This window comes from Pseudooceanicola sp. NS-SX9 (assembly GCF_057380705.1).
Genome location: NZ_CM170818.1, coordinates 361,088 through 386,475, shown reverse-complemented (window position 1 = coordinate 386,475; position 25,388 = coordinate 361,088). Strand labels below are relative to the sequence as shown.

The following is a 25,388-nucleotide window of genomic DNA, read 5'->3' as shown; positions in this document are numbered from 1 at the left end:
GTTTCGGGGATCATGCTGGCGGTTGTGCCGCGGGCCGTCAACCGGCCCGCGCGCAGGTTCCCTGTGCGTTTCAGACGCCGGCGTCGACGATCGCCTGGGCCAGGATCGGCACGGTCTTGGTGTTCAGCCCGGCGATGTTCATGCGGCTGTCGCCCACCATGTAGATGCCGCTGTCGGCGCGCATCTTCTCGACCAGCTCGGCCGAGGCGCCCAGCCGCGAGAACATGCCGCGATGTTCGCCCAGGAAGGCGAAGCGGTCGGATCCGGTCAGGCGCTGCAGTTCGGACGCCAGGCCCTTGCGCAGCTCCAGCATCCCCAGACGGACCTCTTCCAGCTCGGCGGCCCACTCGGCGCGCAGGGCGGGATCGGTCAGGATGGTGGTGACGATGCGCGCCCCGTGATCCGGCGGGAACGAGTAGTTCTGGCGGTTCAGGAAGGCCAGCGAGCCCTGGTTGATCTTGGTCTTGCCAGCATCGGCCGCGATCGCCATCAGCAGGCCGGTCCGTTCACGGTAGATGCCGAAGTTCTTCGAGCACGACGCCGCGATCAGCAGTTCCGGCACGTTGGCGGCGACATAGCGGGTGCCTTCGGCATCGGCGTCCAGACCGTCGCCAAAGCCCTGATAGGCGATGTCGATCATCGGGATCGCGCCCTTGGCGTTCAGCACCGCGACGACCTCTTTCCACTGCACCAGGTTCAGGTTGGCGCCGGTCGGGTTGTGGCAGCAGCCGTGCAGCAGCACGACGTCACCGGCCTGCAGCTTGGTCTGCAGGTCGGCGATCATGCCGTCAAAGTCCACCGCGCCGGTTTCGCTGTCGAAATAGCGATACGAAACGGTTTCCATCCCCAGGTAATGCAGGATCGAGACATGGTTCGGCCAGGTCGGATCGGAATAGAAGACGCGGGCCGTGGGGTTGGCCATCTTGACCAGTTCGAAGGCCTGACGGACCGCACCGGTGCCACCGGGGGTGGCGACGGCCGCGACCTGAGCGCGGTCCACCGCATCGCCCAGCACCAGGCCGATCATCGCGTCGGCATAGGCCGGATCACCGGCCAGACCGGTGTAGGATTTCGAGGTCTGCTCTTCCCAGATCTTCTTTTCCGCGGCCTTCACGGCGCGCATCACCGGGGTGACGCCCTCGGCGTTCTTGTAGACGCCGACGCCCAGGTCGATCTTGTCGCCGCGCGGATCGGCCTTGAAGGTCTCCATCAGCGCCAGGATCTTGTCGGCCGGTTGTTGCTTCAGGTTCTCGAACATGTCTCTCTCATTCTCCGGTGGCCACGGGAAGGGTGGGGAAGGCGCCCCATTCCGCCCAGGAGCCGTCATAGATTGCGTGATCGGACTTGCCCATGCGCTCCAGCGCCAGGCACAGCACGGCCGCCGTCACGCCCGAGCCGCAGCTGGCGATGACGGGTTTCGACAGATCGACACCGGCGGCCTCGAAGATCGACCGGATCGCCTCTGGGGATTTCATCTGGCCCTCGGACAGCAGCGTGTCGAAGGGCACGTTGCGCGCGCCGGGGATATGACCCGACCGCAGGCCCGGACGGGGTTCGGGGACCTCGCCGCGGAACCGCGCACCGGCGCGGGCATCGACGATCGCGTAATCCCCCAGCTTCGAGGCCGAGGACACCTGCGTGACATCCTTGACCATCTGGTTCTGGCGGCGCACCGTCATGTGGCGGTCGCGGATCACCGGCTCGTCATCGGTGACGGGGCGGCCTTCGGCCTTCCATTTCGGCAGGCCGCCGTCCAGCACGGCCACGTCGAACTGGCCCATCAGGCGGAAGGTCCACCAGACGCGGGCGGCGGAAAAGATCCCCTGGCTGTCGTAGACCACCACCTGATGGCCATCGCCCACGCCCATGGCGCGCAGGCGGGACATGAACTTTTCGACCGGCGGCGCCATATGCGGCAGCTCGGAGCGCTGGTCCGAGATCTCGTCGATGTCGAAGAAGCGGGCGCCGGGGATATGCCCGGCCTCGTATTCGGCGCGGGCGTCGCGGCCGGACCCCGGCATGAACCAGCTGGCATCCAGCAGCCGCAGGTCCGGGTCCTTCAGATGGTCGGCCAGCCAGCCGGTCGAGACCAGAACCTTCGGATCATCCTGCATGACGCGGCCCTTTCCTGCCTTGAGAAACGCCGATTCCCTATCGTCAGTGGACCGGCAAGGCAAGCGCCGCGTCCTAGTGGTTTTCCTTCAGCAGGCGCTGCTTCTGGCGGTTCCAGTCGCGCTCGGCCTCGGAGGCGCGCTTGTCGTGGTTCTTCTTGCCCTTGGCGATGCCGATCTTCAGCTTCACGATGCCGCGGTCGTTGAAATACATCACGATCGGCACCAGCGTCATGCCCTTGCGCTGTGTGAGGCTCCAGAGGTTCGACAGTTCCTTCTTGGAAACCAGCAGCTTGCGGCGGCGACGTTCCTCGTGGCTGAACATCGCGCGCTCGTAGGGGGCGATGTAGCTGTTGACCAGCCACAGCTCTCCGTTCTCGACCGCGGCATAGCTTTCGGCGATGTTGGACTGGCCCTTGCGCAGCGATTTCACCTCGGATCCCAGCAGCAGGATCCCGCATTCGAGGTCGTCCTCGATCGCGTAGTCGAACCGCGCACGGCGGTTCTCGGAGATGACCTTGTAGTTCGGATCGGATTTTTTCTGTGCCATGATCGGGCCTCTTTACGTCAGGCGGGCGGGGGCTGTCCATCGCCCGGTAACCCCTTGGCCCTAGGCTGCGCCCGACCCTGGGATCTGGGGGGCGAAGATAGGGAGGTCAAGATGACAAGGACAATGAGACGCTTCGTGCTGGCGCGCCGCCCCTCGGGCTTTCCGGTCGAGGCCGACTTTCGCCTGGAAGAGGCCCCCCTGCCCGAGCCCGGCACCGGAGAGGTGCTGGTGGAACTCAGCCATTTCTCGCTTGATCCCTACATGCGGGGCCGGATGGACTATGTGCAAAGCTACACCGAACCGCAGGAGCTGGACCAGACCATGGGCGGCGGCGGCGTCGGCACCGTGATTGCCAGCCGGGATGCGAAGTTCCGCGAGGGGGACGTGGTGTTCGGCATGTTCGGCTGGGCCACCCATGGCTGCCTGCCGGCGCGGCGGCTGCGCAAGCTTGTGGCACATCAGACGCCCTCGACGGCGCTTGGCGTGCTGGGGATGCCCGGGTTCACCGCCTGGTCGGGGCTGCGCGCCTATGGCCGGATGGCGCCGGGCGAAACCCTGGTGGTGGGCGCCTGCACGGGGCCTGTGGGCTCTATGGTGGGGCAGCTGGCGCGCGAGGCCGGGCTGCACACGGTGGGCGTGACCGGCGGCGAGGACAAGCGCCGCCTGGCGCTGGAAACCTTCCGCTTCGATGCCTGCCTGGACCGGCGTGCGCATGACACCATCCTGAAGATGATGGAGGCCATGCACGAGGTCTGCCCCAAGGGCGTCGACATCTACTTCGAGAACGTCGGCGGCGTCACCCTGGGCGGTGTGCTGCCGGTGATGAACACCCATGGCCGGATCATCGTCTGCGGCACCGTGGCCTGGTATTCCGGCGAAACCGACGCCACCGGCCAGATGCCGCTGCAGAAGGTCTGGCGGATGGCGCTGGTCAAGCGGCTGACCATCCAGGGCCTGTTGCAAACCGATCACCTGCCCCTCTTCGACCAGTTCCTGGAGGAGGTCTCGCCCAAGGTGCAAAGCGGCCAGATCGCCTATCTGGAGGACCTGTCGCAGGGGCTGGAAAGCGCGCCGCAGGCGTTCTTCTCGATGCTGAGGGGCGGCAACAAGGGCAAGCAGGTGGTGGCGCTGTAGCGCTCCGCCACCGAAAACGCGAACGGCCCCGCCACCGATGGCAGGGCCGCCCCGGAAAATCCCTTCGGGGATCAGGACTTGGACTTGTCGATCGCTTCGTCCAGCAGCTTCGACATGTCGGCATAGCTCATGTTCGAGTACTTGGTGCCGTTGATCAGGAAGCTGGGCGTGCCGGTGATGTCGTCCGCCTTGGCCTTTTCCTGGTACCAGGCGACCAGCGTGCGGGCCTTCGTCTCGTCCGAGAGGCAGGCATCCAGCTGCGCATCCGACAGGCCCGCGACCTTGCCCAGCTTGCGCAGGTTGTCGGCGATCTCGGCCTCGGACTTGGCGCCGTTCAACCAATCTTTCTGCTTTTCGTACAGCATGTCGGTGATGCCGAAGAAGCGCATCGGATCGCAGCGCGCGATCAACGAGGCCCACAGGCCGTAGCGGTCGAAATAGACCTCGCGGAAGATGAACTTCACCTTGCCGGTGTCGATATAGTTCTTCTTGATGTCCGCGAAGACCTCGTTGTGCCAGTCGCGGCAATGCGGGCAGGTGTAGGACCCGTATTCGATCAGCGTGACCGGCGCGCTTGCCTCGCCCAGCACCATGTCCTGGATGCTTGAGGTATCGATCTTCGGCTCGGCGGCCTTGTCGTCGCCCGATTTCGCGTCCTGCGCCAGCGCGGCGCCCGCCGTGCCCAGCCAGAGGCCCGAGGTGGCCATCAGGGCAAGCGCAGAGATACCGCCGCCGATGAGGGATCTGCGATCCATTGGGTGTTTCCTTTCTCAGTGACTGGAAGAGCCGAGCACGTTGCGCCCAAGGGCTTCGAGGGCGGCCCTCAGGCCGGGATCCTGCACGCCGTCCGCCTGGTCATGCGCCTTGCGCACGACCTCGGGATCGGGGGCCTTTTCCTGGGCCTTCGGCTTGCCGCGGAAGGCAACCTGCCCCTCGGCAAAGCCGGTGGGGGCGGTCTGGGTGATGCGGATGCGGGAAATCGCGTTATAGCCGTAGACGCCGTTGACGCGGGCGCGCAGCTGTTCCTTCTGCATTTCCAGCAGCGGCGCATTGGCCCCCGTGGTCAGCAGGACCAGCGTCGCCCCCATGTCGGACCGGCCGTACTTGACCTCGACCGGGCGGGCCATGGCGGCCATGTCGGGGCCGACGGTCTCCTCCCAGTGGGTCAGCAGCTTGGATACGGCAAAGCCGCGCGACTCGCCCGCCTTGCGGATCCTGCTTTCCAGCAGCCCGTAAGTGCGGGTAAACCCGTAGGTCGTGGTCTGGCGGCGCGGCGGCATGGGCATTCCCTCTGTTCCGCACTATTCTAGTCGGACAAGCGGGCATAGCCATAGCAAAGCCCCCGACAACCATAAAGAATGCGTGAAACGGTGCAGGCAGGACAATACGCGAACCCCGAAACGGTCGCAACAGCGGCAGAGTTGCTGAACTGGTACGACCGCCATGCGCGCGAGATGCCCTGGCGCGTCCCCCCGGCCGCGCGCAAGGCGGGCGTGCGGCCCAACCCCTACCATGTCTGGATGTCCGAGGTCATGCTGCAGCAGACCACGGTGGCGGCGGTGCGCGACTACTTCCTGCGCTTCACCGCCCGCTGGCCGACGGTCTCGGATCTGGCGGCGGCGCCCGATGCGGATGTGATGGGCGAATGGGCGGGCCTTGGCTATTACGCCCGCGCCCGCAACCTGCTGAAATGCGCCCGCGCAGTGGTGTCGGACCATGGAGGGCGGTTCCCCGACACGCTGCAGGGGCTGCTGTCGCTGCCGGGCGTCGGGCCCTATACTGCGGCCGCCGTGGCCTCGATCGCCTTCGACCGCCCGGCCACGGTGGTCGACGGCAATGTCGAGCGCGTGATGGCGCGGCTGCACGATGTCCATACCCCCCTGCCCGCCGCCAAGACGGAACTGACGGCCCTGGCCGCCGCCCTGACGCCCACCGAACGCCCCGGCGACTATGCCCAGGCGGTGATGGATCTGGGCGCCACGATCTGCACGCCACGCTCGCCCGCCTGCGGCATCTGCCCCTGGCGCGACCCTTGTGCCGCGCGCATCGCCGGCACCGCCGCGGACCTGCCGAAGAAGACGCCGAAGAAACCCAAGCCCACCCGCCGCGGCATCGCCTATATCGTGCGCCGCTCGGACGGTGCCTTCCTTCTGGAACGCCGCCCCGACCGCGGGCTGCTGGGGGGAATGCTGGGCTGGCCGGGCTCGGACTGGGCCGAAGCCGTGCCGCCCCACGACGCCCCGCTGGAAGCCGACTGGCAGCTGCTTCCGGCCGAGGCACTGCACACCTTCACCCATTTCCACCTGATCCTGCAGGTCCGGGTGGCGCAGGTCGGCCTGAACGCCGTGCCCCGCACCGGAGACTTCCTGCCCCCCGGCATCTTCCGCCCCTCGGACCTGCCCACGGTGATGCGCAAGGCATTTGACCTGGCGCGGTCGGACTTCGCATAATCAGCCACAGGTTGATGATGCGAGGTCACCATGCCATCCGTCCCGAACCCGCCTGCGGCGGCGCCTTTCTGGGCCTCTCTGGCGCTGGCGCCGCTGATGGTCACGGGGGCGCTCTGCGGCGGTTGGACGGTGCTGCTGGTGCCGCTTTATGCCTTCGTGCTGGCCTCGGTGCTGGACCGGGTGCTGGGCTCGGATGAGGCGAACCCCAACCCCGACACGCCCCTGTCGCGCCTCACCTGGCACCGTGCGATCATCTGGATCTGGGTGCCGGTGCAGTGCGCCGTGCTGTTCTGGACGCTGTGGTACACCTGCCGCACGGATCACCTGACCGGGCTGGAGCTCTATTTCCTGTTCTACGGCATGGGCGCGATGACCGGCGCCATCGGCATCGTCTACGCACACGAGCTGATGCACCAGCCGGCGCGCGCGGAACGCTGGCTGGCCGATATCCTACTGGCCATGGTCCTTTACAGCCATTTCCGGACCGAGCACCTGCATGTCCATCACGCCGCCGTCGCCACCCCCCGTGACGCCGCTACCGCCCGCTACAACGAAGGGTTCCCGCATTTCTTCTGGCGCGTACTGCGCGACTGCCCCCGCTCGGCCTGGCAGACGGAACGCCGGCGCCTGATCCGCCGGGGCCTGCCCCCCCTTGACCGCCGCAACCCCTTCTGGCGCTACGGCGCACTGCAACTTCTGATGCTGACCCTCGCCTGCCTCGCCGGAGGCCCCCTGGGCCTGCTCCTCTTCCTCTGGCAGGCGCTGGTCGCGGTCTGGATGCTGGAACTGACGAATTACATCGAGCACTACGGCCTGACGCGGAAATACCTCGGGCAGGGCCGGTTCGAACCGACCCGCCCGCACCACAGCTGGAACGCACCGCAGCGCGCCACCAATCGCCTGCTGATCAACCTGCAGCGCCACTCGGACCACCACGGCCGCCCCGACCGCCGCTATCCGCTGCTGCAGCTGCCCCCCGAGGATACCGCACCGCGACTTCCCATGGGCTATCCCGCGATGGCCTTCCTGGCCGCGATCCCGCCGCTCTGGCGCCGCCGGATGAACCCCGAAGTCCGCGCCTGGCGCCGCCGCCACTACCCCGAGATCACCGACTGGGCTCCCTACAAATCCGGCCAGCATCCCGGGCTGGACGCCTAGAAGGGGGCTCTGCCCCCGTCTCCTGCGGAGACTCCCCCGGAGTATTTCTGGTCAGATGACAGGGAAGCGGGTTCTTCATCATCTGACCGTAAATACTCTGGGGGGAGGCGCTCCGCAGGAGCGGCGGGGGGGCAAAGCCCCCCTGCCCGGGCCGGTTCAGGAGATGATCTCGAATTTCACGACATCGACCATGCCGCGGTCGGTGATCTTCAGGGCGGGGATCACCGGCAGCGCCAGGAAGGCAAGCTGCAGGAAGGGTTCTTCGAGCGTCACGCCAAGGGTCTTGGCGGCGGCGCGCAGTTCGACCAGGGCGTCGCGGACCGCCTCGAAAGGATCGAGGCTCATCAGGCCCGCGACCGGCAGGGGCAGTTCCGCAAGGATCCTGCCGCCGTCCACCACGACGAAGCCGCCCTCGATCTGGCCCAGCCGGTTGGCGGCAAGCGCCATGTCGTCGTAGTCGACGCCGACGCAGGCGATGTTGTGGTGGTCGTGGCAGACCGTCGAAGCGATGGCGCCGCGTTGCAGCCCGAACCCCTTCACGAAGCCCGAGGCGATGTTGCCGTTGATGCCATGACGCTCGACCACCGCGATCTTGACCAGGTCGCGGGCGGGGTCCGGGCGCTTGTCGCCGTCCTCGATCGCGATGACCTCATGCAGGTGTTCCGTGATGATCTTGCCCTCGACGATGCCGATGACATGGGTGTCCTCGCGGTTCTCGGTGCTGCGGAAGTGATCTGCCGTCACCACCGGCGCCCGGACCGAGTTGCGGCCCACCGGAGCCGTGACGGAGCGGGCGGCGAAGGCCGCGTCCTCCAGCACCACGCCCGCCGAGAGGACCATTTCCGCCCGGCAGGTTTCGAGGTCCGGCAGCACCACGATGTCGGCGCGCCGCCCCGGCACGATCTGGCCGCGGTCCTTCAGGCCAAAGGCCTCGGCCGCCGAAAGCGACGCCGCGCGATAGACCGCCAGCGGCGGGCAGCCCATGCGGATCAGTTCCCGGATCATGAAATCAAGGTGACCGTGTTCGCCGATGTCGAGCGGATTGCGGTCGTCGGTGCACAGGCACATGTAGGCCGAGGTCAGATCGCTCAGCAGCGGTTGCAGCGCCACCATGTCCTTCGAGACCGACCCCTCGCGGATCAGCACCCGCATCCCCTTCTGCAGCTTCTCGCGGGCCTCCTGCGCCGTCGTCGCCTCGTGTTCCGTGCGGATGCCGGCCGCGATGTAGGCGTTCAGCCCCTTGCCCGCCAGCTGCGGGCAATGGCCGTCGATATGGCCGCCGCGGAACATCTCAAGCTTGGCCATGCAGCCCGGATCCTGGAAGATCACCCCGGGATAGTTCATGAATTCCGCAAGCCCGATGACTTGGGGATGGTCGCGCAGGGGCGCCAGATCCGCCGCCTCGATCCGGGCGCCGGCCGTTTCCATATGCGAGGACGGCACGCAGGACGACAGGTTCACCTTGATGTCGATCAGCGTTTCCGTGGCGCAGGCCAGGAAGTATTCGATCCCCGGGACGCCGATGACATTGGCGATCTCGTGCGGGTCGCAGATCGCCGTGGTGACGCCCCGCGGGCCGACGCAGCGGTCGAATTCATGCGGCGTCACCATCGAGCTTTCGATATGCAGATGCGTGTCGATGAAACCCGGCACCAGAATGCGGCCGGTGACGTCGATTTCCCGCGCGCCCTGGTAGCTGTCCATGATGCCGACGATATGACTGCCGCAGATCGCCACGTCGCCTTCCAGCAGCGCGCCGGTGACGACATCCAGCACCCGGCCGCCTTTCAGGACCAGATCGGCAGGCGCATCGCCCGCACCCTGGGCAATCATCTGGGACAGGGGGGGAAGGGTCATGGCGTGCTCCGGTTGCAAGGGTGTGGCGTCAGGAAAACCGGAAGGCCCGCCCTTGTCCAGCACGGCGCGGCGGCAGCAGGTGACAAGCCCCGGGGGCAGGCGTAACCCTTGGCGCGAACCGCCCGAAAGGACCTGACGATGCCGATCTTCGACCTGCCCGCCCTTCCCCTGATCCCCGTCGAGGGCGAAACCGACGGCTATGCCGTGGCCCGCATCTTCTGCGTCGGGCGCAACTATGCCGCCCATGCGGCCGAACTGGGCAACGAGATCCCCGAGGCGCCCTTCTACTTCACCAAGTCGCCCGCCAACATGCTGCTGACCGGCGCCAGCCTGCCCTATCCCCCCGGCACCGAGGACTGCCAGCACGAGATGGAGCTGGTCGTGGCCCTGGGCGCGCCGCTGTTCCGCGCCACCCCCGAGGAAGCCGCCGCTGCCGTCTATGGCTATGCCTGCGGCCTCGACATGACGCGGCGGGACCTGCAGACCTACGAGCGCAAGAAGCAGCGCCCCTGGGACCTGGGCAAGGATTTCCGCGGCGGCGCCGTGGTGGCCCCGATCACCAAGGCCGATGCCTTTGCCGTCGGGGACCAGAAGATCGGCCTGACGGTGGATGGCACGGTCCGGCAGGCCTCGACCCTCGACCTGATGCTGAACGACGTGGTCAAGGTGCTGTGCCACCTGTCGGGCTATTACCGGCTGGGCGCGGGCGATCTGATCTTTACCGGCACCCCCGAAGGGGTCGGCCCCGTGCTGCCCGGCAACCATCTGGTCGGCACGATCGACGGGCTGAGCCCGGTCGAACTGACCGTGACCGCCGCCGAATAAGGCCGCCGTCACCCTGTCCCGGACCGGCCGCACCGGCAGCGGTCCGGGACCAGCATACCGATTGCTGCAATGCAGAAGCTGCGCTAGCGTTTCCGCATGAGTCGTAAACCGCGCCTTTCCCCGGAAGACTGGCTGCAGGCCGGTCTGGAAGCCCTCGCAGAAGCGGGGCCAGAAGCGTTGAAGGCCGAACCCCTGGCCCGGGTGCTGGAGACGACGAAGGGCTCTTTCTACTGGCATTTCCCGGATGTGCCGCATTTCCGGCAGGCGCTGCTGGCCTATTGGCAGGGCGCCGCCGCCCTGGCCGACACCGTCCCCGACGACCGCCGCGACGCGGTGGCGCAGCTGCATGCGATCGTCAAGGAAGGCCACGCCCCCGAGATCGAGATCGAGGCCGCCATCCGCGCCTGGGCCCGCACCGACCCCGAGGCCGCCGCCGTGCTGGCCCATGTCGATGCCGCCCGACTGACCCATCTGCAGGCGCTGCTGCGCGCGGTGGGCGTCACCAATCCCGACATCGCGCGGATGCTGATGGCGGCGCGTGTCGGCATGACGGCGCTGTGCGATGCCAACGGGGACGAGGCCCTGGCGCGCAACGAAAGCGCCCTCGACACGCTGGTCGATCTGGTGCTGGCGCTACGCTAGGGCGCGTTTCTCGATCCGGGCGACAAGGCGGTCACGGGCATCGGGCAACGGCTTGCTGCCCAGTTCCGGCGCCAGGTGGTTGTGCAGGAAATGCCCGGTGACGCGCAGCGCCTGGGCGATCTCGGCGTCAGAGGCCATGCCCTCGCCCTTCAGCACCGGCGGCAGCGGCAGCAGCCGGTCGGCATAGTCCCCCGCCCCCGCCCGCGTCACCGCCCGCCCCGTCCTGGGCGAGACATAGGCCAGCCCCTCGGTCGCCCCCGTCACCGCGCAGGCCGCGAGGTCCAGGCCATAGCCCAGATCCTCCAGCAGCGCGATTTCCCAGTGCAGATAGGCCAGCGGCCACAGATCGGACTGGCCCAGCAGATCCAGCAGGCGCTCGGTCTCGTGGTAGAGGCGCAGATGCGCCTCGCGCTCGGGCAGGCAGAACGACAGCAGCGCCGTCACCGCGTTCAGCCCCGCCAGCGCCAGCCGGTCGCCCCCCAGTGCCACCGCGCTGCGCGAGCGCACGGGTTCCACGGAAAAGTGACCAAGCTGATCCTCCAGCCGGGCACGCCAGGTAAACTCCAGCTGGGCGCCGGGTTGCAGCAGGGGGGCCAGGCGCCGCCCCGCGCCGCCGCGCACCAGTCCGGCATGGCGCCCGCGGGCAGGCGTGAAGGCTTCGACGATCGCGGCGCTTTCGCCGTGACCGCGTGCCGTCAGCAGGATGCCTTCCTCGCGCCATTCCATGGCGCATCATCGGTGGGGTTGCGGGTGCGGGCAAGATCCATCAGCTTGCGCGCATGGATTTTCGTTCTGATGCTCTCTCCCCGTTCGCGCGGGTCGTCTCGACCCTGGTGCTGCTGGTGACGGCGGCCGCCCTGATCACCCAGGTCCTGGTGTCGCTGCACGATGCCCCCGGCGACGGCCTTGGTGCCGTGCTGTGGCGGATGTCACGCTACTTTACCATCCTGACCAATGCGCTGGTGATGATCAGCTTCCTGCTGACGGTGCTGCTGGGGCGCTCGCTCGGGCGGGTGTGGATGGGCGGGCTGACGGTCTGGATCGTGCTGACCGGCGCGATCTACCACGGCCTGCTCTACCAGCCCACGACCGGCGTCGCGATGCTGGCCGACCAGGGGCTGCACACGGTGGTGCCGGCGCTGGTGCTGCTTTACTGGTGCTTCCTGGTGCCAAAGCCGCAGATGCAGCTGCGCACCGCGCTGGTCTGGCTGATCTGGCCCGGACTTTACGCGGTCTACGCCTTCTGGCGCGGCAGCCTCGACGGCCGCTACCCCTATTTCTTCCTGAACCCGCAGTCCGATGGCTGGGATGGCGTCTTCGTCTGGCTGGGCCTGCTGGCCCTGGTCTTCCTGGTGACCGGCTGGGTGGTGATCTGGCTGGGCAGGCTGTTCTCGCGCAGCGCCTGATCACGCTCAGTCGGCAAAGCCCGGCTCGTCCAGCAGGTGGCGGCCCTGGCGGTCCTCGACCTCGATCACCCAGAGGTCCGGGTCGAAGCCGCGCTGCCGCTGCACCGCCGCATCGACCTGGGCCTCATCCCCCTCGGCCAGCACCTGCCAGCGGCGATCGCCGCTCATCAGGTCGAACCCCAGCTGGAACAGCCGCGCCTGCCCGTCCAGCGTGTTCAGCTTGACCAGCACCGCCCCCGCCCCGTCATCGCCATGGGCGGTGACAAAGGCCGGGATCTCCATCAGGCGCAGCCGCGTCAGATAGGCATCGACCCAGATCCGCGCCTTCAGACGCATGGCAGTCCTCCCGCAAGGGACGGTGGGCGGGGCGTTGCTGCCGCAGGCAGCCAGCGTCCGCCCCCGTCCCGCCGCGCCTCAGCTGTTGCCGTCACGGAAATCCAGGCCCATCTCGGAATAGCGCTCGGCCTCTTCCAGCCAGTTCTCGCGCACCTTCACCTGCAGGAACAGGTGCACCTTGCGGCCCAGGAACTCTTCCAGCTCCTCGCGGGCGGCCTTGCTGACGCCCTTGATCGTCTCGCCCTTCTTGCCCAGCACGATGCCCTTGTGGCCGTCGCGCGCGACATAGATGATCTGGTCGATCCGCGCCGAGCCATCCTCGCGCTCGTTCCAGTGCTCGGTCTCCACCGTCAGCTGGTAGGGCAGTTCCTGGTGCAGCCGCAGGGTCAGCTTCTCGCGCGTCATCTCGGCCGCGATCATGCGCATCGGCAGATCGGCGATCTGGTCCTCGGGATACAGCCACGGGCCTTCCGGCACCTCGCCCGCCAGCCAGGCCTTCAGATCCTTCACCCCATGGCCCTTCTCGGCCGAGATCATGAAGGTCTTCTCGAAGGCGTAGCGCTCGTTCAGCGCCTCGGCCAGGGTCAGCAGCTTCTGCGCTTCGACCCGGTCGATCTTGTTGATCGCCAGCGCCACCCGGCGGCCCTTCGGCAGCTCGGCCAGGCCCTCCAGGATCCGCTCGACCCCCTCGCTGATGTTGCGATGCGCCTCGACCAGCAGCACGATCACATCGGCATCCGCCGCCCCGCCCCAGGCGGCCGCGACCATGGCGCGATCCAGCCGGCGCTTGGGCTGGAACAGCCCGGGCGTGTCGACAAAGACGATCTGGCTGTCGCCCTCCAGCGCCACGCCGCGGATCCTGGCCCGCGTTGTCTGCACCTTGTGCGTGACGATCGACACCTTCGCCCCGACCATACGGTTGGTCAGGGTCGACTTGCCGGCATTCGGCTCTCCGATCAGGGCGACGAAGCCCGCGCGTGTGCTCATGACGAATTCCCTCGCTGGAAGCGCGCTCTCTAGGGCAGAATAGCCCGACACGCCAGCCCTGTCTCGTGTCTCGCGTTCAGGCCGGGCGCCTTTGCGCGGCTTTCCGGCCCGAACGCAGCAGCGTGTAGATCCCGCTGGCCACGATCAGCGCCCCGCCACCCAGGGTCCACAGGTCCGGGCGCTCCCCGAACAGGAAGACCGCGAAGGCCAGCGCCGCCAGCAGCCGCGAATAGCGGAACGGCGACACCACGGCGATCTCGCCGGTCTGCATCGCCCGCGTCAGCGCCGCATAGGCCGAGGTCGCCGCCAGCGCTTCCAGCGCCATCAGCCCGATCACCCCGCCCGAAGGCACCACCGGCCCGCGCCCCTGCACCGCCATCAGGATCACCCCGGCGATCATCAGCATGGTGAAGCCCAGCGTCCCCAGCTGCCAGCCCGACACGCCCTTCGGCGCCGCCCGCGTGCCCAGATCGCGCCCGGCAAAGCCGATGGTCGCGATCACCGCCAGCAGCGCATCGGCGCGGAAGGCCTCGGGCGTCGGGCGCAGGATCATCATCACCCCCAGCAGCCCGATGCAGATCGCCGTCCAGCGCCGCAGCCCGACCTTCTCGCCGAAGAAGACCACGGCGCCCGCCGTCACCACCAGCGGCGCTGCCTGCAGGATCGCCGCGGTCGACGACAGCGGCGTATAGGCCAGCGCCAGGCCGAAGAACAGCCGCCCCGTGATCTCCAGCCCCGACCGCACCATCAGCCGGCGCCCGAAGGTCTGCGGATGCAGCACCCGCTCGCCCGCGCGCAGCGACAGCGCGCCGAACAGCACGATCCCGCAGGCGCCCGAAACCGCCATCGCAAAACCCGGAGAGACCTCGCCCGTGATGACCTTGAACAGGGCGTCCTCGACGGCAAAGCCCATCATCGCCGCCAGCATCCACAGGCTGCCCTTCAGATTGTCGCTCACGGCTTGTCCTGCGGCAGACGGTCCATCAGGGCCTTGGCGGCGGATTGCTCGGCCGCGCGTTTCGAAGACGCCTTGGCGATCGCCTCCTCGCCGTTTTCCAGCCGGGCGGCGATGGTGAAGACGGGGGCGTGGTCGGGGCCGCTGCGGGCCAGCTCGACATAGGCGGGCGGCGGCAGGCGGCGCGCCTGGGCCCATTCCTGCAGCGCCGTCTTGGCGTCGCGGGCATCGGCCTCGACCTCGGCGATGCGATCAGCCCAGAGCCGCAGCACCAGCGCCTTGGCGGGCTCGAACCCGGCATCCAGGTAGACGGCGGCGATCACCGCCTCCATCGCGTCGCCCAGAAGCGCCAGCTTGCGCCGCCCCCCCGACATCTGCTCGGACCGGCCCAGCTTCAGCACCGCGCCCAGGTCGATCTCACGGGCGACATCGGCACAGGTTTCCTTGCGCACCAGGGCGTTGAACCGCGGCGCCAGCTGGCCTTCCTTGGCACCCTTGTCCTCGGACAGCAGCGCCGCGGCAATGACCAGCCCCAGGACGCGGTCGCCCAGGAATTCAAGCCGCTGGTTGTCGGGCCGGGTCGGCGAGGACATCGAGGAATGGGTGACGGACCGGGCCAGAAGATCCGGCTGCGAGAACGTATGCCCCAGCCGTTCCTGGAAATCCTTCAGGTCCTGAGAAATCTTCATGGCGACGGGCCCCGTGCGCTGCCGGTTTGCGGATTGCCCCGTAAAACACCCATTCGCCGGGCGGCGCAAGCACTGCGCCACCCTGTTTCGCAGCGTTTTCAGACGATCTTCTTGAAGAAGCGGTCGCTCCGCCAGGTCCAGAAGTACAGCAGAGAGCGCCCGGCGGACGAGAAGATGATGCGGTCAGCCCGACCGATCAGGTCCTCGGCGGGCACGAAGCCGACGCCGCCCACCGATTGCGCAAAGCGCGAGTCGGTCGAGTTGTCGCGGTTGTCGCCCATCATGAAGTAGTGGCCCGCCGGCACCCGGAACACGCCGGTATCATCGGCCGAGGGCATGTAGCGGATATCCAGGATGTCATGGGTGACACCGTTCGGCAGGGTTTCGATCAGGCGATGCTTCTCGCAATCGCCGCCCTGGCCCACGGGGGCATTGGCGCACAGCGGCGCGCGGCCCTGCGGCCCCTGGGCCTCGTATTTCTCGACGAAGGTGCCGCCGTCCTTCACCTCGACCGGCTTGCCGTTGATATAAAGCAGCCCGTCGCGCACCTGGATCTCGTCTCCGGGCAGGCCGATCAGCCGCTTGATGTAATCCTCGCCCGAGACCGGGTGACGGAAGACCACCACATCGCCACGTTCTGGCGCATGGCCGAGGACCCGCTTGTCGCCCAGGAAGCCGCAGATCTGGCGGGCCTCAAGGTCGATCGGGCCGACATGGATGTTCGGGCACGAGGCATAGGAATAGCCGTAGGCCATCTTGTTGACGAACAGGAAGTCGCCGATCAGCAGCGTGTCCTTCATCGACCCCGAGGGAATCCAGAACGGCTGGAAGAACAGCGTCCGGAACAGCCCGGCGATGACCAGCGCCCAGAACACCGTCTTGATGGTTTCCCAGATCGCGTTACCGCCTTCTTTGGTCTTCTTCGCCATGCCTCGCCGTCCCTGCGTTACAGATGCCTTGCCGCGGCCCGGCCGGGTCCTGCGGCCCGCGATACTTGCGGGGGGAATTTCGCCAAGTCAACCGCCCGCCCCCCGCTTTGCCCCGCCCCACCGCCCGCGCCGCGTCACAGCCGCGTGACAGCAGCCAGCCGAGGCGCGCCCCCGGCATCGAGCCGGGGCCCCGCCTGCCGTCTTCTGCGAAGCCGGCGGCCCCGCCCCTTTCATCTTTCCCTAAATATGTCGGGGGAATCGGCGCGCAGCGCCGATGGGGGCAGAGCCCCCTGCCCGGCCCCCGCCCGCGCCCGCATCAGAGCGGACGCGCCTCGATCACCACGAAGGCCTGGGCCCAGGGATGGTCATCCGTCAGCGTCACATGCACCACCGCCCGGTGCCCCGGCGGCGTCATCTGCGCCAGCCGTTCCGCCGCCCAGCCGGTCAGCTCCATCACCGGCTGGCCGCTGCCAAGGTTGCCCACCGCCATGTCCTTCCAGGAAATCCCCATCGCCAGCCCGGTGCCAAGCGCCTTGGAACACGCCTCCTTCGCTGCCCAGCGTTTCGCCAGCGTGCCCGCCTCGTCCTTGCGGCGTGCAGCCTTCGCCAACTCGGTCTCGGTGAAGACGCGGGTGCGGAACCGGTCGCCGAAGCGCTGCAACGTCGCCGCGATGCGGTCGATATTCGCCAGGTCCGTGCCGATGCCCAGGATCATGCGGGATCTCCTTTCACTGTCGCCCCGGGCTTACCCCGCCCCCCGCCCCTTGGAAAGCACAGACCCGGCCCACCCCCTCGGGGGCACCGCGGATGGCAGGGGCGAGGGCCCCGGCGCCCGGGCCGGGGCGGGCGGCGGGCAAAGCGGCAGATCGGCCAGTTCGCGCAGGGTCATCCCCGCGACCTCGGGATCAGCGAAGGGATCCCCGGTGGCATCCGGTGCGGCGGCGGCCGGACGGCGGGCCAGAAGGCGATGGATCCAGCGGAACATGCGGTCTCCTTTCCACTTCAGAGGATGGAAACTTAGCCCCACCGCACGACCATAAAAATTGCACAGAATCTGAAAGAGCATTTAGAAAAGCTGAAATGGAAACGCTTCGGAACATTCCCCTGAACGGCCTGCGCGCCCTGGAGGCCGTGGCCCGGCTGCATTCTTTGCGCGCCGCCGCGGCCGAGCTGGGCGTCTCGGCCGGCGCCGTCAGCCAGCAGGTCAGCCGCGCCGAAGAGGCCCTGGGCCAGCAGCTGTTCGACCGCCGCCCCGGCGGCATGGTGCCCCTGCCCGGCACCGAGGATGTCTTTCGCCTGCTGTCAGAGGGTTTCACCCGGCTGGCCGCCGCCACCGAACTGCTGAAACGCGACCGCAGCCAGATCCTGACGATCTCGGCCGCGCCGATCTTTGCCGCGCGCTGGCTGATCTGGCGGCTGCCGGACTTTACCCGCGCCCATCCCGAGATCCGCGTCCGCATCGATTCCGAACATGCCCTGGTCGATCCGAACAAGGGCGACGTGGATTTCGCCATCCGCATCGGCCCCGGCCACTATCCGAACGTCACAGCCGAACGGCTGCTGACCCAATACGTGGCCCCGGTCTGCAGCCCCGAACTGGCCCGCCGCATCCGCACCCCCGCGGATCTGGCCCGCGTGCCGGTCATCCGCGACGCCCGGGCGATGTTCGGCTGGAACGCCTGGCTGCACCCCGAAGGCCTGTCGGACACCATCCTGCAGGACGGCCCGGTCTTCAACGAAGCCTCGCTGGGCCTCGATGCCGCCATGTCGGGGGAAGGCGTGCTGCTGGCCTTCGAGACGCTGTGCCTGGACGCCATCGCCCAGGGACGCATCGTCGCGCCGATCCCGCGTTGGCACCCGACGGGGTTCAGCTACTGGCTGGTCTCGGCACCGGGACGGTCGCTGTCGCCACCGCAAAGGCGCTTCCGAAGCTGGCTGACGCAGGCGCTGGCCAGCTCCGGGATGGGCGGGCCTCAGGCGCGGGCCTGATCCATCAGGCGGCGCATCTCGGCAATCGCTGGCTGCAGGCCCAGGAAAATCGCCTCGCCGATCAGGAAGTGACCGATGTTCAGCTCCATGATCTCGGGCAGGGCGGCGATCGGGCCGACGGTTTCGTAGGTCAGGCCGTGGCCTGCATGGACCTCAAGGCCCAGCTCATGCGCCAGCGCCGCCATCTTCGTCAGCCGCGCCAGTTCCGCGTCGCGGTCCTCGAAGCGGCCCTCGGCATGGGCATCGCAATAGGCGCCGGTGTGCAGTTCGACCACGGCCGCGCCGATGCGGTGGGCGGCGCGGATCTGCGCCTCGTCGGCGGCGATGAAGATCGACACCCGGCAGCCCGCCTCGCGCAGCGGCGCGATGAAATGGGCCAGCCGGTTTTCATCCTGCGCCACTTCCAGGCCGCCCTCGGTGGTGCGTTCCTCGCGCTTTTCGGGGACGATGCAGACGGCATGGGGCCGGTGACGCAGCGCGATCTTCTGCATCTCGTCGGTGGCGGCCATCTCGAAGTTCAGCGGCACCGTCAGGTTGGCCGAAAGCGCCTCGATATCCGCATCCGAGATATGCCGGCGGTCTTCGCGCAGGTGGGCGGTGATCCCGTCGGCCCCGGCCTGTTCCGCCAGCTTCGCGGCGCGCAGCGGATCGGGATAGGCGCCGCCGCGCGCGTTGCGGACGGTGGCCACGTGGTCGATGTTCACACCCAGTCGCAGGCGGGGCAGGTCGCGCATGACGGAACTCCTTCGGAATGCGCGCCATCTGTGCCGGATCGGCGCGGCAAGGGCCAGCGTTTTCAGGCGCAGCGGCGTGGTTGCGGTGCTTCAGCCGGGCTTGCCGGGGCGCACGTCGGGCTTGGGGGTGGCCGCACGCGGCGCGGCCTTGGCGCGCAGTGCCGCCAGCTTGGCCTTCAGCTTGCTGCGGCGGCGCGACTGGTAGGCGCGGATCACCGGCAGGATCAGCCAGTAACCCACCAGACCGCCGGCGATTCCGGGAAGGATGCCGCCAATCGTGTAGGGCCAGAAGATATCGTGGATGAAGACCACCAGCCCGTGCCAGTCCGTCGGCCGGTCGGTGAACAGCGCCAGGAAATTGTTGCGCAGGTCATAGGTTGCCGCCAGGAACTTGCCCGCCACGCCATGGGGGTCGCCCTCTCCATGGTGGATGTCATAGCCGAACAACCCCAGGATGAACCGCCCCGTGGTCAGCGAGATCACCCCGATCGGCACGAAGGTCACCGGATTGCCGACGAAGGTCGCCAGCATCGCCGCCAGCACATTGCCCCGCACGATCAGCGCGATCAGCGCTGCCATCGGAAAGTGCATGCCGAAGAACGGGCTGAACACCGTGACGATGCCCGCGAACACGCCGCGGGCGATCTTCTCGGGGGTATCGGGCAGGCGATGCAGCCGGTGGCGCACGTATTGGAAAGAGCGGCTCCAGCCGCCACGCGGCCAGAACATCTCTTTCAGTGCGGTCCGAGTGCTCCGCCTGTCCCGGCGTTTAAAGACCAACGGCCTCTCCCTGCGGCGTGGGCGATGTCACCGGCGGAGGGGCCGCGGCCTCCGGGTTGCGGACACGCGCGACAGACGCCACATCGCCCTCGGCCTCCAGCGCGGAGATCAGGGTGTGCAGGTGTTCGGCATCGCGCAGCTCGACCTCGACGATCAGGCGGAAGAAATCCGGCTTGCGATCCACGAAGGTCAGGTCCGAGATATTGGCCTTTTGCTCTCCGATCAACGAACAAACGCGCCCGAGGACGCCGGGATCGTTCGAAAGCGTCAGATCCAGCTGCACCGCATAGATCGCGGCATGGCGTCCCGACTGCCAGTGCAGATCGACCCAGCGGTCGGGCTGGTCCTCGAACTGGGCCAGTGCCGCGCAGTCGATCGCATGGACCTGCAGCGGCCGGCCGCGCCAGGTGATGCCGACGATGCGCTCGCCCGGCAGCGGACGGCAGCAGGGCGCGCGCTTGAAACTTTGGCCTTTTTCCAGCCCGATCAGGGCGCGGTCGCGCTTGACCTGCTCGCCCTCGATTTCCATCAGCTCGGGGTAAAGGACGGCGACAACACGCGCCACGCGCAGTTCCGCCCGCCCCAGCTGGGCCAGCAGCTCGTCCCGGCCGTCCTCGATGCGCAGCTTCTTGGCGGCGGTGTCCAGCACCTTGTCGGTGGCCTTCTTGCCGACATGTTCAAACCCCGAGCGCGCCAGTTCGCGCCCCAGCTTGATGTAGCGTTCGCGGTCGACCTCGCGCAGGGCGCGGCGGATCGCGGCCTTGGCCCGGCCGGTAAAGGCGATGTCCAGCCAGGTCGCCTGCGGCTCCTGGCCCTCGGCGGTGATGATCTCGACCGACTGGCCGTTCTTGATCCGCGTCCACAGCGGCACGCGCATCCCGTCGACCTTGGCGCCCACGCAGGCCGACCCGATCCGGGTGTGGATCGCATAGGCAAAGTCGATGGGCGTGGCGCCGCGCGGCAGCTTGACGACCTCGCCCTTGGGGGTGAAGCAGAAGACCTTGTCGGAATACATCTCCAGCTTGACGGCCTCGAGGAAGTCCTCGTGGTCCTCGTCTGCGCCCATCTGTTCGGTCAGCGCGGCGATCCAGCGGGTGGGATCGACGGCAAAGGGGTTCTCGGCCTTCTGGCCGTCCTTGTAGGACCAGTGCGCGGCGACACCCGATTCGGCGACCTCGTGCATGGCGAAGGTGCGGATCTGCACCTCGACGCGCTTGCCGTCCCGGCCCGACACGGTGGTGTGGATCGACCGGTAGCCGTTCGATTTCGGCTGGCTGATGTAATCCTTGAAGCGGCCCGGAATGGATTTCCAGCGGCGGTGGATCAGGCCCAGCACGCGGTAGCAGTCATCCTCGGTCCGCGCCAGGACGCGAAAGCCGTAGATGTCCGAGAGCCGCGAAAAGCTTTGCCCCTTGGCCTGCATCTTGCGCCAGATCGAATAGGGCTTCTTGGCGCGGCCATAGACCTGGGCCTCGATGCCGGCCTCTTTCAGCAGGCTGCGCATGTCGCTGGTGATGCGCTCGACCACGTCGCCGGTCTCGTTCTCAAGCGTCACGAAGCGGCGCATGATCGACTGGCGGCCATCGGGATTGAGGACGCGGAAGGCCAGATCCTCCAGTTCCTCGCGCATCCACTGCATCCCCATGCGGCCGGCCAGCGGCGCATAGATATCCATGGTCTCGCGCGCCTTCTGGATCTGCTTTTCCGGCTTCATCGCCTTGATGGTGCGCATGTTGTGCAGACGGTCGGCCAGCTTGACCAGAATCACCCGCATGTCCTTGGACATCGCCATGAACAGCTTGCGGAAGTTCTCGGCCTGCTTGGTCTCGGTGCTGGACAGCTGCAGGTTGGTCAGCTTGGTGACGCCATCGACCAGGTCGGCGATCTCGGTGCTGAACAGCTCGGCCACCTGGGCATAGCTGGCCTTGGTGTCCTCGATCGTGTCGTGCAGCAGCGCGGTGACGATGGTGGCATCGTCCAGCTTCTGCTCGGCCAGGATGGTCGCGACCTCGACGGGATGGGTAAAGTAGGGCTCGCCCGAGCGGCGCAGCTGCCCGTCGTGCATCTGGCGGCCAAAGTCATAGGCCTTCCGCAGAAGGGCCTCGTTGGTGCGGGGATTGTAGGAACGGACGAGCGTGACCAGCTCGTCCACAGCCAGGTCCAGGTCCACCTGTCGCGCCTCTGCCCTGAGCCGGAGACGGCCTGTTCGCCGCAGCAGGGCAATCCGCTCCGTCAGGCCTGCAGGGCCCGGGGCCCCGCGGATGGGCGCACCCCGAAGGGCGCAGCGGGGCCCCGCAGGGCCCCGGACATCATCAGCCCTGGCGCTGAGCCTCGACGAGGGCGCGCAGCAGCTTTTCTTCGCTCATGTCGTCATCGACGGGCTTGTCGGCCGCTTCGGCCCCCATCAGCAGCGCCATGCTGTCTTCTTCGGGCTCGTCGACCTCGATCTGGGTCTGGTTCGATTCGATCAGACGCTCGCGCAGCTCGTCGGCGGACTGGGTCTCTTCGGCGATCTCGCGCAGGGCGCAGACCGGGTTCTTGTCGTTGTCGCGATCCACGGTCAGCGGCGAGCCAGAGCTGATCTCGCGCGCCCGGTGGGCGGCCAGCATCACCAGTTCGAACCGGTTCGGGACCTTGTCGACGCAATCTTCTACGGTCACGCGGGCCATCGTTCACTCCTTCATCGACGCGGATGCGGGTAGGTTTGGAAACAGTGTAGATAAGGGCTTTGGCCCTTTCTGACAAGCGGATTCTGCCCCGCAGCGCGGCGCCTGCCAAGGCCCCCCGCGCGCGCCCTGCCGCGTGGCTTTGCCCATCAGTCAGGCAAAGCGTCCTGCAGCGGCACGACCGCCGCTACGTCACCCTCCGCCAGGGCATCGCACATCTGCGTGACCGTCCGCCCCAGGATCGGATGCCGCCAATCGGGTGCGACATCACGTAGCGGGACCAACACGAAAGCGCGATCTTGCAGCCGCGGATGCGGCAGGATCAGCGTTTCGGGGGCGTCCTGCATCTGCCGGTTGAGGGGCAGATCACGCCAATGTTGATGTACTGCCTCATCGGGCAGCACCTGGTCGCCACAGGCAATAAGATCCAGATCGATCGCCCGCGGCCCCCAGCGTTTTTTCCTTTCTCTTCCAAGGCTTTGCTCAATTTTATGTAACTCTGACAACAGTTGGGGCGGCGTCATTTCACTGGACAAAAGCAGCGCCGCATTGACAAAGTCAGGGCCGGAGCCGGCCGGAAAGGCGGGGGTGGAATACAACCTGCTGACGGCCAAGACCGTGCCGGATTCGCCCGACAGCATTTCAACCGCAGACCGGATCACATCGGAACAGCTTTTCCCCTCGGGAGCCATGTTCGTGCCGAGCGCAACGAGACAATTTATACGCATGGACATGATGACCTATTCTTTTGGACTTCGCAGTTCACTTGATGCATCCTAAGCGGGCATTTAATTTAAGATAGCCGGGGCGACTGGACCCACTCACTCCCCCAGTCGACACGGCCCATGAAAGGAATTGTTTGATGTTCTACAAGGACGAACGGCTCGCGCTGTTCATCGATGGATCGAACCTTTACGCCGCGGCCAAGGCGCTTGGGTTCGACATCGATTACAAGTTGCTACGGCAGGAATTCATGCGCCGTGGCAAGCTGCTGCGCGCGTTCTACTACACCGCCCTTCTCGAGAACGACGAATATTCCCCCATCCGTCCGCTGGTCGACTGGCTGCATTATAACGGCTTCTCGATGGTGACCAAGCCCGCCAAGGAATTCACCGACAGCCAGGGCCGCCGCAAGGTGAAGGGGAATATGGATATCGAGCTGACGGTGGACGCGATGGAGCTTGCGCCGCGTGTCGATCACATCGTCCTTTTCTCCGGCGACGGCGATTTCCGCCCGCTGGTGGAAAGCCTGCAACGCCAGGGGGTTCGTGTCTCGGTCGTGTCGACCATCCGCTCGCAGCCGCCGATGATTGCCGACGAACTGCGCCGCCAGGCCGACAACTTCATCGAGCTCGACGAGCTGAAGGAAGTCATCGGTCGTCCGCCGCGCGACCCCGGCGACGACAGCCGAAGCCACCGCGCCTCTTCCGGGGCCTGAACCGGGCCAGGGCGTCGGGACGCGCCCAGATCCGGAAGGGGACCGGCGGCAGTGGATCCGCCGGTTCAAAACCCTGGCATCGTCGGCGCGGGCAGCCCCCTCTGGACGGGGACGCCCTGCTCGCCTACCTGTGGACCAACAGGAGATGCCGATGACCAAGCCCCCCCTTACCCTCTATCTGGCCGCGCCTCGCGGGTTCTGCGCCGGTGTCGACCGCGCCATCAAGATCGTCGAGATGGCCCTGGAGAAATGGGGCGCCCCGGTCTACGTCCGCCACGAGATCGTGCACAACAAGTTCGTCGTCGACGGTCTGCGCGCCAAGGGCGCCGTCTTCGTCGAGGAACTGGACGAATGTCCGCTGGACCGGCCGGTGATCTTCTCGGCGCATGGCGTGCCGAAATCGGTCCCCGCCGCCGCCCAGGCCCGCGAGATGGTCTTTGTCGATGCCACCTGCCCGCTGGTCTCGAAGGTGCATATCGAAGCCGAGCGTCACCACGAGGCGGGCCTGCAGATCATCATGATCGGCCATGCCGGCCACCCCGAGACCATCGGCACCATGGGCCAGCTGCCCGAGGGCGAGGTCCTGCTGGTGGAAACCGAGGCCGACGTGCCACATCTGGATGTCCGCGATCCGTCGAAACTGGCCTTCGTCACCCAGACGACCCTGTCGGTGGACGACACCAAAGGCATTGTCGCGGCGCTGCAGGCGCGCTTCCCGGCCATCGTCGGGCCGCACAAGGAGGACATCTGCTATGCCACCACCAACCGCCAGGAAGCGGTGAAGGCGATGGCAGGCAAGATCGACGCCATGCTGGTGGTAGGGGCGCCGAACTCGTCGAACTCGCGCCGCCTGGTCGAGGTCGCGGCCCGCGAAGGCTGCGCCTATGCCCAGCTGGTGCAACGCGCCTCCGAGATCGACTGGCGCGCCATCGAAGGCATTCGCTCGATCGGCATTACCGCCGGCGCCTCGGCCCCCGAGGTCCTGGTAGACGAAGTCATCGCCTCTCTGCGCGAGCGCCACGATGTCACGGTCGAACTGGTCGAGACGGCCCAAGAGAACGTCGAATTCAAGGTCCCGCGCGTCCTGCGCATGCCCGCCTGACTCCCCCCGCAGGGAGGCGCGCCCCCGGCATTGAGCCGGGGCCACGCCTGCCGCCTCCTTCGGAGCCGGCGGCCCCACCCCATTCATCTTTCCTCAAATATGGCGGGGGAATCGGCGCGCTGCGCCGATGGGGGCAGAGCCCCCTCAGCCTCGCCCGCGATAAGGCGGCACTCCCTGATCGGGGATCCAGACGCCTACCGGCACCGCACCGGTCTGCCAAAAGACATCGATCGGAATCCCCCCCCTAGGATACCAGTAGCCACCGATCCGCAGCCACTGCGGCTCCAGCATCTCGACCAGCCGCCGCGCGATACTGACCGTACAGTCCTCGTGGAACGCCCCGTGGTTCCGGAAACTGCCCAGAAACAGCTTCAGCGACTTCGATTCGACCAGCCAGTCCCCCGGCACGTAATCAATCACCAAATGCGCGAAATCCGGCTGGCCCGTCATCGGACAAAGCGACGTAAACTCGGGCGCGGTGAAGCGCACGCAATAAGATACCCCCTTCTGCGGGTTCTCCACCCGTTCCAGCAGCGCCTCCTCCGGAGAGGCCGGCAGCTCCGTCTTGCCCCCGAGCTGCGTCAGCCCGTCATAGATCGTTTCCATCACGCCTTCCTTTCCGCGTCAGAACCCCTCTTCTACAGAACACC

At 67.2% G+C, this 25,388-nt stretch carries 29 protein-coding genes; 9 read left to right on the top strand and 20 right to left on the bottom strand.

Going from position 1 to position 25,388, the window contains the following annotated elements; translation table 11 throughout:
* Nucleotides 1-70 precede the first annotated feature (70 nt).
* The 3 genes from AC2ITM_RS01865 to smpB all read right to left on the bottom strand — a co-directional run bounded on the left by AC2ITM_RS01865 (nucleotide 71) and on the right by smpB (nucleotide 2,661).
* Nucleotides 71-1,258, bottom strand: a complete 1,188-nt coding sequence (locus AC2ITM_RS01865; protein WP_486468143.1) for an amino acid aminotransferase — start codon at nucleotides 1,256-1,258, stop codon at nucleotides 71-73.
* Nucleotides 1,259-1,265: 7 nt separating this feature from the next.
* The gene (sseA, locus tag AC2ITM_RS01860; RefSeq protein ID WP_486468142.1) at nucleotides 1,266-2,114 is read right to left on the bottom strand and encodes a 3-mercaptopyruvate sulfurtransferase; all 849 of its coding nucleotides are present in this window, start codon (nucleotides 2,112-2,114) and stop codon (nucleotides 1,266-1,268) included.
* A gap of 73 nt (nucleotides 2,115-2,187) precedes the next feature.
* Nucleotides 2,188-2,661, bottom strand: coding sequence for an SsrA-binding protein SmpB (smpB, locus tag AC2ITM_RS01855; RefSeq protein WP_486468141.1), 474 nt, complete (start codon nucleotides 2,659-2,661; stop codon nucleotides 2,188-2,190).
* A 111-nt stretch (nucleotides 2,662-2,772) separates the two neighbouring features.
* On the opposite strand from smpB, the gene AC2ITM_RS01850 reads away from it, so the two are divergent.
* Entirely contained in the window at nucleotides 2,773-3,795 is a 1,023-nt protein-coding gene (locus AC2ITM_RS01850; RefSeq protein WP_486468140.1) for an NADP-dependent oxidoreductase, read from the top strand.
* Between the two features lie 71 nt (nucleotides 3,796-3,866).
* Here AC2ITM_RS01850 and AC2ITM_RS01845 read toward each other — a convergent pair whose 3' ends face one another.
* A complete protein-coding gene (locus AC2ITM_RS01845; protein ID WP_486468139.1) occupies nucleotides 3,867-4,550 on the bottom strand; it encodes a DsbA family protein in 684 nt (227 codons plus the stop codon).
* Nucleotides 4,551-4,565: 15 nt separating this feature from the next.
* Nucleotides 4,566-5,075 (bottom strand): DUF721 domain-containing protein, encoded by a 510-nt coding sequence (locus AC2ITM_RS01840; RefSeq protein ID WP_486469376.1) that lies wholly within the window; start codon nucleotides 5,073-5,075, stop codon nucleotides 4,566-4,568.
* 78 nt (nucleotides 5,076-5,153) lie between these two features.
* Here AC2ITM_RS01840 and mutY point away from each other — a divergent pair, with 78 nt between their 5' ends.
* Nucleotides 5,154-6,245, top strand: coding sequence for an A/G-specific adenine glycosylase (mutY, locus tag AC2ITM_RS01835; protein WP_486468138.1), 1,092 nt, complete (start codon nucleotides 5,154-5,156; stop codon nucleotides 6,243-6,245).
* A 30-nt stretch (nucleotides 6,246-6,275) separates the two neighbouring features.
* Nucleotides 6,276-7,403 (top strand): alkane 1-monooxygenase, encoded by a 1,128-nt coding sequence (locus AC2ITM_RS01830; RefSeq protein WP_486468137.1) that lies wholly within the window; start codon nucleotides 6,276-6,278, stop codon nucleotides 7,401-7,403.
* Nucleotides 7,404-7,559: 156 nt separating this feature from the next.
* Here AC2ITM_RS01830 and ade read toward each other — a convergent pair whose 3' ends face one another.
* Nucleotides 7,560-9,260 carry an adenine deaminase gene (gene ade / locus AC2ITM_RS01825; RefSeq protein ID WP_486468136.1) on the bottom strand — a complete coding sequence of 567 codons (1,701 nt, stop codon included), beginning with the start codon at nucleotides 9,258-9,260 and terminating at the stop codon, nucleotides 7,560-7,562.
* 138 nt (nucleotides 9,261-9,398) lie between these two features.
* Here ade and AC2ITM_RS01820 point away from each other — a divergent pair, with 138 nt between their 5' ends.
* Nucleotides 9,399-10,085 carry a fumarylacetoacetate hydrolase family protein gene (locus tag AC2ITM_RS01820; RefSeq protein WP_486468135.1) on the top strand — a complete coding sequence of 229 codons (687 nt, stop codon included), beginning with the start codon at nucleotides 9,399-9,401 and terminating at the stop codon, nucleotides 10,083-10,085.
* A gap of 96 nt (nucleotides 10,086-10,181) precedes the next feature.
* Entirely contained in the window at nucleotides 10,182-10,727 is a 546-nt protein-coding gene (locus tag AC2ITM_RS01815) for a TetR/AcrR family transcriptional regulator (RefSeq protein WP_486468134.1), read from the top strand.
* Here the strand turns inward: AC2ITM_RS01815 and recO are convergent.
* Nucleotides 10,719-11,453, bottom strand: coding sequence for a DNA repair protein RecO (gene recO / locus AC2ITM_RS01810; protein ID WP_486468133.1), 735 nt, complete (start codon nucleotides 11,451-11,453; stop codon nucleotides 10,719-10,721). The two genes, AC2ITM_RS01815 and recO, sit on opposite strands and share 9 nt — an antisense overlap.
* A gap of 53 nt (nucleotides 11,454-11,506) precedes the next feature.
* Here recO and AC2ITM_RS01805 point away from each other — a divergent pair, with 53 nt between their 5' ends.
* Complete coding sequence (locus AC2ITM_RS01805) at nucleotides 11,507-12,133, top strand: Pr6Pr family membrane protein (RefSeq protein WP_486468132.1); 627 nt, start codon at nucleotides 11,507-11,509, stop codon at nucleotides 12,131-12,133.
* A 6-nt stretch (nucleotides 12,134-12,139) separates the two neighbouring features.
* Here the strand turns inward: AC2ITM_RS01805 and AC2ITM_RS01800 are convergent, their stop codons facing one another.
* From AC2ITM_RS01800 to AC2ITM_RS01770, 7 genes are all read right to left on the bottom strand, one after another.
* Nucleotides 12,140-12,469: a DUF1491 family protein gene (locus AC2ITM_RS01800; protein WP_486468131.1), complete on the bottom strand. Its 330-nt coding sequence runs from the start codon at nucleotides 12,467-12,469 to the stop codon at nucleotides 12,140-12,142.
* A gap of 78 nt (nucleotides 12,470-12,547) precedes the next feature.
* The gene (gene era, locus AC2ITM_RS01795) at nucleotides 12,548-13,456 is read right to left on the bottom strand and encodes a GTPase Era (RefSeq protein ID WP_486468130.1); all 909 of its coding nucleotides are present in this window, start codon (nucleotides 13,454-13,456) and stop codon (nucleotides 12,548-12,550) included.
* Nucleotides 13,457-13,532: 76 nt separating this feature from the next.
* Nucleotides 13,533-14,414, bottom strand: coding sequence for a DMT family transporter (locus AC2ITM_RS01790; protein WP_486468129.1), 882 nt, complete (start codon nucleotides 14,412-14,414; stop codon nucleotides 13,533-13,535).
* Nucleotides 14,411-15,100 carry a ribonuclease III gene (rnc, locus tag AC2ITM_RS01785; protein ID WP_486468128.1) on the bottom strand — a complete coding sequence of 230 codons (690 nt, stop codon included), beginning with the start codon at nucleotides 15,098-15,100 and terminating at the stop codon, nucleotides 14,411-14,413. Before rnc ends, AC2ITM_RS01790 begins: the two co-directional genes overlap by 4 nt.
* 98 nt (nucleotides 15,101-15,198) lie before the next feature.
* Nucleotides 15,199-16,029, bottom strand: a complete 831-nt coding sequence (lepB, locus tag AC2ITM_RS01780) for a signal peptidase I (protein WP_486468127.1) — start codon at nucleotides 16,027-16,029, stop codon at nucleotides 15,199-15,201.
* 316 nt (nucleotides 16,030-16,345) lie between these two features.
* Nucleotides 16,346-16,744, bottom strand: a complete 399-nt coding sequence (gene acpS, locus AC2ITM_RS01775; protein ID WP_486468126.1) for a holo-ACP synthase — start codon at nucleotides 16,742-16,744, stop codon at nucleotides 16,346-16,348.
* Nucleotides 16,745-16,774: 30 nt separating this feature from the next.
* The gene (locus AC2ITM_RS01770; protein WP_486468125.1) at nucleotides 16,775-17,014 is read right to left on the bottom strand and encodes a hypothetical protein; all 240 of its coding nucleotides are present in this window, start codon (nucleotides 17,012-17,014) and stop codon (nucleotides 16,775-16,777) included.
* A gap of 95 nt (nucleotides 17,015-17,109) precedes the next feature.
* Between AC2ITM_RS01770 and AC2ITM_RS01765 the strand changes: the two genes are divergently transcribed.
* A complete protein-coding gene (locus tag AC2ITM_RS01765; protein WP_486468124.1) occupies nucleotides 17,110-18,018 on the top strand; it encodes a LysR substrate-binding domain-containing protein in 909 nt (302 codons plus the stop codon).
* On the opposite strand, the gene AC2ITM_RS01760 is transcribed toward AC2ITM_RS01765, so the two are convergent.
* The 5 genes from AC2ITM_RS01760 to folK form a co-directional block, all read right to left on the bottom strand.
* Nucleotides 18,003-18,752: a pyridoxine 5'-phosphate synthase gene (locus tag AC2ITM_RS01760; protein ID WP_486468123.1), complete on the bottom strand. Its 750-nt coding sequence runs from the start codon at nucleotides 18,750-18,752 to the stop codon at nucleotides 18,003-18,005. The two genes, AC2ITM_RS01765 and AC2ITM_RS01760, sit on opposite strands and share 16 nt — an antisense overlap.
* A gap of 90 nt (nucleotides 18,753-18,842) precedes the next feature.
* Nucleotides 18,843-19,481, bottom strand: a complete 639-nt coding sequence (locus AC2ITM_RS01755) for a DUF2062 domain-containing protein (RefSeq protein ID WP_486468122.1) — start codon at nucleotides 19,479-19,481, stop codon at nucleotides 18,843-18,845.
* Between the two features lie 40 nt (nucleotides 19,482-19,521).
* Complete coding sequence (locus tag AC2ITM_RS01750; RefSeq protein WP_486469375.1) at nucleotides 19,522-21,696, bottom strand: RelA/SpoT family protein; 2,175 nt, start codon at nucleotides 21,694-21,696, stop codon at nucleotides 19,522-19,524.
* 148 nt (nucleotides 21,697-21,844) lie between these two features.
* Complete coding sequence (gene rpoZ / locus AC2ITM_RS01745; protein WP_486468121.1) at nucleotides 21,845-22,201, bottom strand: DNA-directed RNA polymerase subunit omega; 357 nt, start codon at nucleotides 22,199-22,201, stop codon at nucleotides 21,845-21,847.
* 146 nt (nucleotides 22,202-22,347) lie between these two features.
* The gene (gene folK / locus AC2ITM_RS01740) at nucleotides 22,348-22,932 is read right to left on the bottom strand and encodes a 2-amino-4-hydroxy-6-hydroxymethyldihydropteridine diphosphokinase (RefSeq protein ID WP_486468120.1); all 585 of its coding nucleotides are present in this window, start codon (nucleotides 22,930-22,932) and stop codon (nucleotides 22,348-22,350) included.
* A 128-nt stretch (nucleotides 22,933-23,060) separates the two neighbouring features.
* Here folK and AC2ITM_RS01735 point away from each other — a divergent pair, with 128 nt between their 5' ends.
* Entirely contained in the window at nucleotides 23,061-23,636 is a 576-nt protein-coding gene (locus tag AC2ITM_RS01735; RefSeq protein WP_486468119.1) for a LabA-like NYN domain-containing protein, read from the top strand.
* 151 nt (nucleotides 23,637-23,787) lie between these two features.
* Entirely contained in the window at nucleotides 23,788-24,738 is a 951-nt protein-coding gene (gene ispH, locus AC2ITM_RS01730; protein ID WP_486468118.1) for a 4-hydroxy-3-methylbut-2-enyl diphosphate reductase, read from the top strand.
* A 144-nt stretch (nucleotides 24,739-24,882) separates the two neighbouring features.
* On the opposite strand, the gene queF is transcribed toward ispH, so the two are convergent.
* The gene (gene queF / locus AC2ITM_RS01725) at nucleotides 24,883-25,347 is read right to left on the bottom strand and encodes a preQ(1) synthase (RefSeq protein ID WP_486468117.1); all 465 of its coding nucleotides are present in this window, start codon (nucleotides 25,345-25,347) and stop codon (nucleotides 24,883-24,885) included.
* Between the last annotated feature and the right edge of the window lie 41 nt (nucleotides 25,348-25,388).

What these genes read in the sequence shown, in the direction of transcription:
- AC2ITM_RS01865 (WP_486468143.1), bottom strand. Translation starts at nt 1,258, where the DNA reads ATGTTCGAGAACCTGAAGCAACAACCGGCCGACAAGATCCTGGCGCTG.
- recO (WP_486468133.1), bottom strand. Translation starts at nt 11,453, where the DNA reads ATGGAATGGCGCGAGGAAGGCATCCTGCTGACGGCACGCGGTCACGGC.
- acpS (WP_486468126.1), bottom strand. Translation starts at nt 16,744, where the DNA reads ATGATCCTGGGCATCGGCACGGACCTGGCGAATATCGACCGCATCGCG.
- AC2ITM_RS01830 (WP_486468137.1), top strand. Translation starts at nt 6,276, where the DNA reads ATGCCATCCGTCCCGAACCCGCCTGCGGCGGCGCCTTTCTGGGCCTCT.
- era (WP_486468130.1), bottom strand. Translation starts at nt 13,456, where the DNA reads ATGAGCACACGCGCGGGCTTCGTCGCCCTGATCGGAGAGCCGAATGCC.
- AC2ITM_RS01845 (WP_486468139.1), bottom strand. Translation starts at nt 4,550, where the DNA reads ATGGATCGCAGATCCCTCATCGGCGGCGGTATCTCTGCGCTTGCCCTG.
- ade (WP_486468136.1), bottom strand. Translation starts at nt 9,260, where the DNA reads ATGACCCTTCCCCCCCTGTCCCAGATGATTGCCCAGGGTGCGGGCGAT.
- rpoZ (WP_486468121.1), bottom strand. Translation starts at nt 22,201, where the DNA reads ATGGCCCGCGTGACCGTAGAAGATTGCGTCGACAAGGTCCCGAACCGG.
- AC2ITM_RS01755 (WP_486468122.1), bottom strand. Translation starts at nt 19,481, where the DNA reads ATGTTCTGGCCGCGTGGCGGCTGGAGCCGCTCTTTCCAATACGTGCGC.
- rnc (WP_486468128.1), bottom strand. Translation starts at nt 15,100, where the DNA reads ATGAAGATTTCTCAGGACCTGAAGGATTTCCAGGAACGGCTGGGGCAT.
- AC2ITM_RS01840 (WP_486469376.1), bottom strand. Translation starts at nt 5,075, where the DNA reads ATGCCGCCGCGCCGCCAGACCACGACCTACGGGTTTACCCGCACTTAC.
- mutY (WP_486468138.1), top strand. Translation starts at nt 5,154, where the DNA reads ATGCGTGAAACGGTGCAGGCAGGACAATACGCGAACCCCGAAACGGTC.
- AC2ITM_RS01805 (WP_486468132.1), top strand. Translation starts at nt 11,507, where the DNA reads ATGGATTTTCGTTCTGATGCTCTCTCCCCGTTCGCGCGGGTCGTCTCG.
- AC2ITM_RS01770 (WP_486468125.1), bottom strand. Translation starts at nt 17,014, where the DNA reads ATGTTCCGCTGGATCCATCGCCTTCTGGCCCGCCGTCCGGCCGCCGCC.
- smpB (WP_486468141.1), bottom strand. Translation starts at nt 2,661, where the DNA reads ATGGCACAGAAAAAATCCGATCCGAACTACAAGGTCATCTCCGAGAAC.
- lepB (WP_486468127.1), bottom strand. Translation starts at nt 16,029, where the DNA reads ATGGCGAAGAAGACCAAAGAAGGCGGTAACGCGATCTGGGAAACCATC.
- AC2ITM_RS01800 (WP_486468131.1), bottom strand. Translation starts at nt 12,469, where the DNA reads ATGCGTCTGAAGGCGCGGATCTGGGTCGATGCCTATCTGACGCGGCTG.
- AC2ITM_RS01820 (WP_486468135.1), top strand. Translation starts at nt 9,399, where the DNA reads ATGCCGATCTTCGACCTGCCCGCCCTTCCCCTGATCCCCGTCGAGGGC.
- sseA (WP_486468142.1), bottom strand. Translation starts at nt 2,114, where the DNA reads ATGCAGGATGATCCGAAGGTTCTGGTCTCGACCGGCTGGCTGGCCGAC.
- ispH (WP_486468118.1), top strand. Translation starts at nt 23,788, where the DNA reads ATGACCAAGCCCCCCCTTACCCTCTATCTGGCCGCGCCTCGCGGGTTC.
- AC2ITM_RS01815 (WP_486468134.1), top strand. Translation starts at nt 10,182, where the DNA reads ATGAGTCGTAAACCGCGCCTTTCCCCGGAAGACTGGCTGCAGGCCGGT.
- folK (WP_486468120.1), bottom strand. Translation starts at nt 22,932, where the DNA reads ATGTCCATGCGTATAAATTGTCTCGTTGCGCTCGGCACGAACATGGCT.
- AC2ITM_RS01765 (WP_486468124.1), top strand. Translation starts at nt 17,110, where the DNA reads ATGGAAACGCTTCGGAACATTCCCCTGAACGGCCTGCGCGCCCTGGAG.
- AC2ITM_RS01760 (WP_486468123.1), bottom strand. Translation starts at nt 18,752, where the DNA reads ATGCGCGACCTGCCCCGCCTGCGACTGGGTGTGAACATCGACCACGTG.
- AC2ITM_RS01735 (WP_486468119.1), top strand. Translation starts at nt 23,061, where the DNA reads ATGTTCTACAAGGACGAACGGCTCGCGCTGTTCATCGATGGATCGAAC.
- AC2ITM_RS01850 (WP_486468140.1), top strand. Translation starts at nt 2,773, where the DNA reads ATGACAAGGACAATGAGACGCTTCGTGCTGGCGCGCCGCCCCTCGGGC.